Origin of the sequence: Streptomyces triticagri, from assembly GCF_003429565.1 — a bacterium.
GTDB classification, from domain to species: Bacteria; Actinomycetota; Actinomycetes; order Streptomycetales; family Streptomycetaceae; genus Streptomyces; species Streptomyces triticagri.
Genome location: NZ_QUAK01000047.1, coordinates 1 through 7,945, shown reverse-complemented (window position 1 = coordinate 7,945; position 7,945 = coordinate 1). Strand labels below are relative to the sequence as shown.

Genomic DNA, 7,945 nt, shown 5'->3' with positions numbered 1-7,945 from the left:
GTCATCGACTGCACCGACACCGGAGCATCCCCACCGACCGCCACCGTGCCCACCTGAATCTGCCGCGAGCGACGCCGCTCGGCCAGCTTGGTCGGAACGGACGGCATTCCCAGAGAAATGGCAGTCATCTGCTGTGCAACCCCAAGGTGTGGATCGAGGTGGATCGGTCCCGCGGCAGGCGGGCTTCCAAGCTCCGAGATTACGGCACCACGCGCGCGTGCAGCACATCGCACCGCTGCGGCCCGCGCGCGGCACGGCGGCCGGACACCAGGGTGCCCGACCGCCGTGAACGCCGGGCGATCAGGAGATTTTGACCGGGTTGACGACGTCCGCCACCAGCACGAGCAGGGTGAAACAGACGAAGATTCCGGCCACCACGTACGCCACCGGCATCAGCTTCGCCACGTCGAACGGACCCGGGTCGGGACGCTTGAAGAGGCGCGCGAAGTGGCGGCGCACCGACTCCCACAGGGCTCCCGCGATGTGCCCGCCGTCCAGCGGAAGCAGCGGCAGCATGTTGAACAGGAACAGTGAGAGGTTGAAGCCCGCGACCAGGAACAGCATCATCGCGATCTGGTTCTCCGGCGGGATGTCCAGAGTGAACACCTCGCCGCCGACCCGGGCCGCGCCGACCACGCCCATCGGGGAGTCCTGGGCGCGCTCGCCGTCGCCGAAGGCCGCGTCCCACAGGGCGGGGATCTTCGACGGGAGGGCGATCAGCGCCTCGACGCCGTTCTCCATCATGTCGCCCATACGGCTCACGGAGTCGCCGAAGGACTGCTGGACGATGCCGGTGGCGGGCGTGAAGCCGAGGAAGCCGGCGTAGACGTACTGACCCTCGACGTAGCCGCCCTCGCCGTCGGTCTTGCTGACCTGATTGCGGATGAGGTCGGCCTTGAGGTCCTTGCGGACGCCGTCGCGCTCGACGGTGATGGTGGCCGGGCCGATGGTGTCGCGGATGGTGCCCTGCAGCGTCGACCAGTCGTCGACGGCCTTGCCGTTGAACGCGACGATCTTGTCGCCCGGCTCCAGGCCGGCCGCCTTGGCGGGGGCCGCCTTGTCGCCCTTCTCACAGGTGGCGCGATTCTCGCTCTGCGAGATGACGCAGTCGGAGACCTTGCTGACGGTGGTCGTCTGCTCGTTGTAGCCGAAGGTCATCAGGACGCCGAGGAAGATTGCGACGGCCAGGATCAGGTTCATGAACGGGCCGGCGAACATCACGATCACGCGCTTCCACGGCTTGCGCGTGTAGAACAGCCGCTTCTCGTCGCCCGGTTCCAGCTCCTCGAAGGCGGCCTCGCGGGCGTCCTCGATCATTCCGCGCCACGGCGAGGTGGAGCGGGCCTCGAGCTTGCCGTCGGCCCCGGGCGGGAACATCCCGATCATGCGGATGTAGCCGCCGAGCGGGATGGCCTTGATGCCGTACTCCGTGTCGCCCTTCTTGCGCGAGAAGATCGTCGGGCCGAAGCCGACCATGTACTGCGGCACCCGGATGCCGAACAGCTTGGCGGTGGAGAGATGTCCCAGCTCGTGCCAGGCGATCGAGAAGAGCAGCCCGACCACGAAGACGACTATGCCGAGAATCATCATCAAAGTCGTCATGCACGAGCCTCCGCTGTCGCCTGCACTGCTGTTGCTGCTGCCGTCTCCGGGGAGGACGGCAGTCCGGCCAGTTCACGGGCCCGGGCCCGTGCCCAGGTCTCCGCATCGAGGACGTCCGCGACGGTGAGCGAGGTTCCCGCGCGCGGGGTGCCGTGTTCGGACACGACCCGGGTGACCGTGTCCATGATGCCGTTGAACGGCAGCCCGCCTGCCAGGAACGCGTCGACGCATTCCTCGTTCGCGGCATTGAACACCGCCGGGGCCGTTCCCGCGAGCTCGCCCACCTGCCGGGCGAGCCCGACGGAGGGGAACGCCTCGTGGTCGAGGGGGAAGAACTCCCAGCTGGAGGCGCGCGACCAGTCGAAGGCGGGGGCCGCGTCCGGGATCCGCTCGGGCCAGCCGATGCCGATGGCGATCGGGCCGCGCATGTCGGGCGGGGTGGCCTGGGCGAGCGTGGAGCCGTCGGTGAACTCGACCATGGAGTGCACATATGACTGCGGGTGCACGACGACCTCGATGCGGTCGAAGGGGATGTCGTAGAGCAGATGCGCCTCGATGACCTCGAGTCCCTTGTTGACCAGGGTCGCGCTGTTGACCGTGATGACCGGGCCCATCGCCCAGGTGGGGTGGGCGAGCGCGTCCGCGGGGGTGACATCGGCGAGATCGGCCTTGGTGCGGCCGCGGAACGGGCCGCCGGACGCGGTGACGACGAGCTTGCGGACGTCGGCCCGGGTGCCCGCGGCGAGCGCCTGGAACAAGGCTGCGTGCTCGGAGTCCACGGGGATGATCTGGGCCGGCTTCGCGAGCGCCTTGACCAGCGGGCCGCCGACGATCAGCGACTCCTTGTTGGCCAGGGCGAGGGTGCGGCCGGCTTCGAGGGCGGCGAGCGTGGGGGCCAGGCCGATGGATCCGGTGATGCCGTTCAGGACGGTGTGGCAGGGCGCGGCGGCGAGCTCGGTGGCCGCGTCCGGTCCGGCCAGGATCTCGGGGAGCGGCTCGCCCGTCCCGTACTCCCGGGAGAGGGCCTCGCGCAATGCCGATACGGCGTCCTCGCGGGCGACCGCCACGGTGTCCACGCGCAGCCGCCTGGCCTGCTCGGCGAGCAGGTCGACCCGGCCGCCGGCCGCGGACAGGGCGGTGATCCGGAACCGGTCCGGGTGGCGCAGCACCAGGTCGACGGCCTGGGTCCCGATGGATCCGGTGGACCCGAGGACGACGAGGTCGCGGCGTCCCGCGACCGGATCGAAGACGTGATGCGGGTCGGCCAGTGGGCCGTGGCTGTCGCTCATCCCTCCATTGTCGCCCTGCGCCCCCGCGGGCCGGACAGCACACCCCGGGCGGGACTGCCCGGGGTGCTGGATTCGCCGTACGCAGGAGGCCCGACCGGGCTCCAGGTCAGCGGATCGGCCGGTGCTGGTTCTCGTGTTCGGAGGGCCCGGGGCTCGCGTCGGCGATCCAGGGACCCTCGCCGCTGGGGTCGACGATGCCCTGTTCGAGCCAGGTGTAGGCGCCGCCGAGCACGCCGTCGACGATGCGGTGGTCGACCGAGTCGGTGTTCTTCCACAGGCGTTCGAAGAGTTCCTCGGCCCGGATCCGGGACTGCCGGCAGAAGACGTCCGCGAGCTGGTACGCCTCGCGGCCGAACTCGCCCTCGCTGCGCATGAGTTCCGCCCGTACGCAGGCGGCGCTCATGGCGAACAGCTCGGCGCCGATGTCGACGATGCGACCCAGGAAGGCCTGCTTGGTCTCCATCCGGCCCTGCCAGCGGGACATGGCGTAGAAGGTGGAGCGGGCGAGCCGGCGCGAGGTCCGTTCCACGAAGCGCAGATGCCCGGAGAGATCACGGTGTCCGGACGGGTTGAACTCGGCGTAGCTGCGCGGGAGTTGGCCGGGGCCTGCGACGAGGCCCGGCAGCCAGCGGGCGTAGAAGCCGCCGGCGCGTGCGCCCGCCTTCGCCTTGTCGCCCAGCGACTTCTCCGGGTCGATGAGGTCGCCGGCGACCTTGAGGTGGGCGTCCACGGCCTCTCGGGCGATGAGCAGGTGCATGATCTCCGTGGAGCCCTCGAAGATCCGGTTGATCCGCAGATCGCGGAGCAACTGCTCGACAGGGACCGCCCGTTCGCCGCGGGCGGCCAGCGACTCGGCGGTCTCGAAGCCGCGGCCGCCGCGGATCTGCACCAGTTCGTCGGCCATCAGCCAGGCCATCTCCGAGCCGTAGAGCTTGGCGAGTGCGGCCTCGATCCGGATGTCGTTGCGGTCCTCGTCGGCCATCTGCGATGACAGGTCGAGCACGGCCTCCAGGGCGAAGGTGGTCGCCGCGATGAAGGAGATCTTGCTGCCGACGGCCTCGTGCTTGGCCACCGGCCGGCCCCACTGCTCACGGACCGCGGACCACTCGCGGGCGATCTTCAGGCTCCACTTGCCGGCGCCGACGCACATCGCGGGCAGCGAGAGCCGTCCGGTGTTCAGGGTGGTCAGCGCGATCTTGAGGCCGGCACCCTCGGGTCCGATGCGGTTGGCGGCCGGGACGCGGACCTGGTGGAAGCGGGTGACGCCGTTCTCCAGGCCGCGCAGGCCCATGAAGGCGTTGCGCTGCTCGACGGTGATGCCCGCGGAGTCCGCCTCCACGACGAAGGCGGAGATGCCGCCCTTGTGGCCGTCGGACTTCGGCACCCGGGCCATCACCACGAGCAGGTCGGCGACGACGCCGTTGGTCGTCCAGAGCTTCACCCCGTCGAGTACGTAGTCGTCGCCGTCCGGGACCGCCGTGGTGGCGAGCCTGGCCGGGTCGGAGCCGACGTCCGGTTCGGTGAGCAGGAAGGCGGAGATGTCGGTACGGGCGAGGCGGGGCAGGAAGGTGTCCTTCTGCTCCTGGGTGCCGAAGATCTTCAGCGGCTGCGGTACGCCGATGGACTGGTGGGCGGAGAGCAGCGCGCCGATCGCCGGGTTGGCCGAACCGACGAGCGCCAGCGCCTTGTTGTAGTAGACCTGGGTGAGGCCGAGGCCTCCGTACTTCTGGTCGATCTTCATGCCGAGCGCGCCGAGTTCCTTGAGGCCCGCGATCACCTCGTCGGGGATGCGCGCCTCGCGCTCGATGCGCGAGCTGTCGACCTTCGTCTCGCAGAAGTCGCGGAGCTGGGCGAGGAATTCCTCGCCGCGCCGCACGTCGTCGGCGGCCGGCAGCGGGTGCGGGTGGATCAGGTCGAGCCGGAAGCGGCCGAGGAAGAGTTCTTTGGCGAAGCTCGGTTTGCGCCAGTCCTGTTCGCGGGCCGCCTCGGCGACCTGGCGTGCTTCGCGTTCGGAGACCTTGGGGGTCCCCGGGGAGTCGGAGGGTGCTGCGGACATGAGGGCTCACCTCGCCGCGAGTGGGTCGACGGGACCGGACAGGGCTTTCCGTTACCGGCCGGTGCTACTCGGCCGTATGTACCCGTGTACCCGATTCCCGCGCCGGCCACCAGAGCCGGCGCGGCCGATCGGCGTAGCAGAGCCCGGTACGCCGACGGCCGGGGTCCGCGCGGGGCGGGCTCCGGCCGTCGGTGGTGTTCCGTGAGTTTCGTGAGTGATTACAGTTCGATGTTGGTGAACACCATCACGCGCTCGTAGGTGTAATCGTCCATCGCGAAGCGCACGCCCTCGCGGCCGACACCGGACTGCTTGGTGCCGCCGTACGGCATCTGGTCGGCGCGGTACGAGGGGACGTCGCCGATGATCACGCCGCCGACCTCGAGGTTCCGGTGGGCGCGGAAGGCGGCCTGCACGTTGCGGGTGAACACGCCTGCCTGCAGGCCGTACTTGGAGTCGTTGACGGCGTCGAAGGCGGCCTGCTCGTCCTCCACGCGCTGCACGCTGAGGACCGGCCCGAAGACCTCCTCGCAGGAGAGCGTGACGTCGGCGGGCAGGTCGGTGAGCACGGTCGGCGCGTACGCCGCACCGTCCCGCTTGCCGCCGGTGAGCAGCTTGGCGCCGGCCGCGACGGCCTCGTCCACCCAGGCCTCGACGCGCTTCGCGGCGTCCTCGCTGACCAGCGGGCCGACGTCGGTGGCGTCGTCCGAGGGGTCTCCGGTGACCTGGGCCTCGACGGCCTTCACGATCCGCGGGAGCAGTGCGTCGTACACCGAGGAATCGGCGATGACGCGCTGGACGGAGATGCAGGACTGGCCGCCCTGGTAGTTCGAGAAGGTCGCGATGCGGGTCGCGGCCCAGTCGAGGTCGGCCTCGGAGGCGAAGTCCTCGAGGACGACGGCGGCGCCGTTCCCGCCGAGCTCCAGGGTGAGGTGCTTGCGCGGCACCGAGTCCATGATCGCGTAGCCGACCTTGTCGGAGCCGGTGAACGAGATGACGGGCAGCCGCTCGTCCTGCACCAGGGCGGGCATCTTGTCGTTGGTGACCGGCAGGATGCTCCAGGAGCCGGCCGGGAGCTCGGTCTCGGCGAGCAGCTCGCCGATGATCAGGCCGGAGAGCGGGGTGGCGGGGGCCGGCTTGAGGATGATCGGGGCGCCGACGGCGATCGCCGGGGCGATCTTGTGGGCACAGAGGTTGAGCGGGAAGTTGAAGGGCGCGATGCCGAGGACGACGCCGCGCGGGAAGCGGCGGGTGAGGGCGAGCCGGCCGACGCCGCCGGCGTCGGTGTCCAGGCGCTGGCCCTCGCCGCCGTTGTGCCTGCGGGCCTCCTCGGCGGCGAAGCGGAACACCGAGACGGCGCGGCCGAGTTCGCCGCGGGCCCACTTCATCGGCTTGCCGTTCTCGGCGGAGATCAGCCGGGCGAGCTCCTCGGTGCGCTCCACCAGGCGGCGGCTGACGTGGTCGAGGGCCGCGGCGCGGATGTGGGCGGGGGTGGCGGCGAACTCGTCGCGTACGGCGTAGGCGGCGGCCACCGCCTCCTCGACCTGGTCGTCGGTCGGGATGCTGATCCTGCCGACCTCGCGGCCGTCCCAGGGGGAGGTCACGAGGTGCGTGGTCTCGCCGGTGGCCTGGCGGCCGGCGAGCCAGAAGGCGTGGGTGTCGATGGAAGTCATGGTCCCGGCCCTTCCGCGGTGGGGGTGTCTGGCTGTCTCCCCCACCGTAGGGGCGGGTCGCGCAGGGGTCGTTTGTCCGGCACGTAGCGATCGGGCGTTGTCGTACGCCAAATTGTCCGAGACGGACGCGGGGTCGTCGGGGGCGTCGCGCGTCCGCGAACACGCCACCCCGCCGAACGGGTCTCTGCAGCACTGCTGCCCCGGTCACGGCGCGGGGCCCGCGACGGCTCCGGGACGCATCAGCCGACCGCCGACAGACGACCCGGTCGCGCCGCTACCAGACGCACCACAGCGCTCCGCGCCGGCCGGGCCACACCGGCACGGCTCCCGGCCGCCTGCGGTCGCCCGCCCGCCTTCCGGACCAGCCGCCCCGNGCCGGGCCACACCGGCACGGCTCCCGGCCGCCTGCGGTCGCCCGCCCGCCTTCCGGACCAGCCGCCCCGCGCGCCGTCCGACCCCTGCGCGCCTCGATCCCGAACACCCCGGTCCGAAGCCCGGCCGCGCAGCCTCAACTCCCCGGAACCCGAAGCGGGCACGTCCCGGCAGGGCTCGAGCAACACGGCGGTGCGCGCGTCGGCGGTGTACGGGCGGGGCGAACTCGGCGGCGTTCACCCCGCGCGTGAGGCGCCTACGCATCCGCGGGGGCGCGGTCCGGATCGAGCGCGGGCGCAGCCCGGGCGGCGGCAGCCAGGTGCGGGCCGCACCCGGCACGGGCATACAGGGGCGGCACGCGCCCCGGGCGGCGGCTCGGCGCCGACGTCGTACGGAACCACGCCATCCGGCACGACTCGACCACGGCCAACGACCTCCCAGGCCACGGACACCCCGGTCTGCAGCCCGCACCGTTCGGAACCGACCCGGCCCGGCCGGCACAAGCCCCGCGCACGACCACCGGCTCCCCCGGCGCAGGCACGGTGCAGCCGCGGGTGGCTGGGCTCCGACCGGATCCGGCACGCGTACGGAGGCGCTGCATGCGTCCCGGCCGGCGTCGTACGCAACCGCCCGATCCGGCACGACTCGACCACAGCCAACGACCTCCCAAGACCCGAACACCCCGGTCCGCAGCCCGCAGGCCGCACCGGCGGAAACACGGAGTCCCCAGCCCGGCGTGCGCAGGCGCGGCGCGGGCTCGGTCCCGGGCGGGTGCCGCGTGGGGGGGCGACTTCGGCGTGCTTCTGAGGGCGCCGGGGCGGCTTGCTCGGGCGAGGGCGTACGGACCAGGGATCCGCGGGCCTGCGTCGGGGGGGGGCGGGCAGACCGCGGCGCGAAGGTGCCAGGCCGTGCCGCCCGACGCGGGCGCGGCGCGGGCGGGGCGGACTCGGCGTCGG

The 7,945-nt window shown here is 71.7% G+C and carries 4 protein-coding genes and 1 pseudogene; all 5 read right to left on the bottom strand.

The features are described 5' to 3' along the window. Nucleotides 1–128 (bottom strand): annotated as a pseudogene (locus DY218_RS09075) (flavodoxin-dependent (E)-4-hydroxy-3-methylbut-2-enyl-diphosphate synthase); the annotation flags it as partial. A 172-nt stretch (nucleotides 129–300) separates the two neighbouring features. After that, nucleotides 301–1,602, bottom strand: a complete 1,302-nt coding sequence (locus tag DY218_RS09070) for a M50 family metallopeptidase (RefSeq protein WP_128555414.1) — start codon at nucleotides 1,600–1,602, stop codon at nucleotides 301–303. Further along, nucleotides 1,599–2,891: a 1-deoxy-D-xylulose-5-phosphate reductoisomerase gene (dxr, locus tag DY218_RS09065; RefSeq protein WP_128555413.1), complete on the bottom strand. Its 1,293-nt coding sequence runs from the start codon at nucleotides 2,889–2,891 to the stop codon at nucleotides 1,599–1,601. Before dxr ends, DY218_RS09070 begins: the two co-directional genes overlap by 4 nt. A 106-nt stretch (nucleotides 2,892–2,997) precedes the next feature. Next, nucleotides 2,998–4,947, bottom strand: coding sequence for an acyl-CoA dehydrogenase family protein (locus tag DY218_RS09060; RefSeq protein WP_128555412.1), 1,950 nt, complete (start codon nucleotides 4,945–4,947; stop codon nucleotides 2,998–3,000). A 218-nt stretch (nucleotides 4,948–5,165) separates the two neighbouring features. Beyond that, nucleotides 5,166–6,617 carry an aldehyde dehydrogenase family protein gene (locus tag DY218_RS09055; protein ID WP_128555411.1) on the bottom strand — a complete coding sequence of 484 codons (1,452 nt, stop codon included), beginning with the start codon at nucleotides 6,615–6,617 and terminating at the stop codon, nucleotides 5,166–5,168. Between the last annotated feature and the right edge of the window lie 1,328 nt (nucleotides 6,618–7,945).

Bases quoted from the DNA above. Each gene is read 5' to 3' on its own strand.
- DY218_RS09070 (WP_128555414.1), bottom strand. From the start codon at position 1,602: ATGACGACTTTGATGATGATTCTCGGCATAGTCGTCTTCGTGGTCGGG.
- DY218_RS09060 (WP_128555412.1), bottom strand. From the start codon at position 4,947: ATGTCCGCAGCACCCTCCGACTCCCCGGGGACCCCCAAGGTCTCCGAA.
- dxr (WP_128555413.1), bottom strand. From the start codon at position 2,891: ATGAGCGACAGCCACGGCCCACTGGCCGACCCGCATCACGTCTTCGAT.
- DY218_RS09055 (WP_128555411.1), bottom strand. From the start codon at position 6,617: ATGACTTCCATCGACACCCACGCCTTCTGGCTCGCCGGCCGCCAGGCC.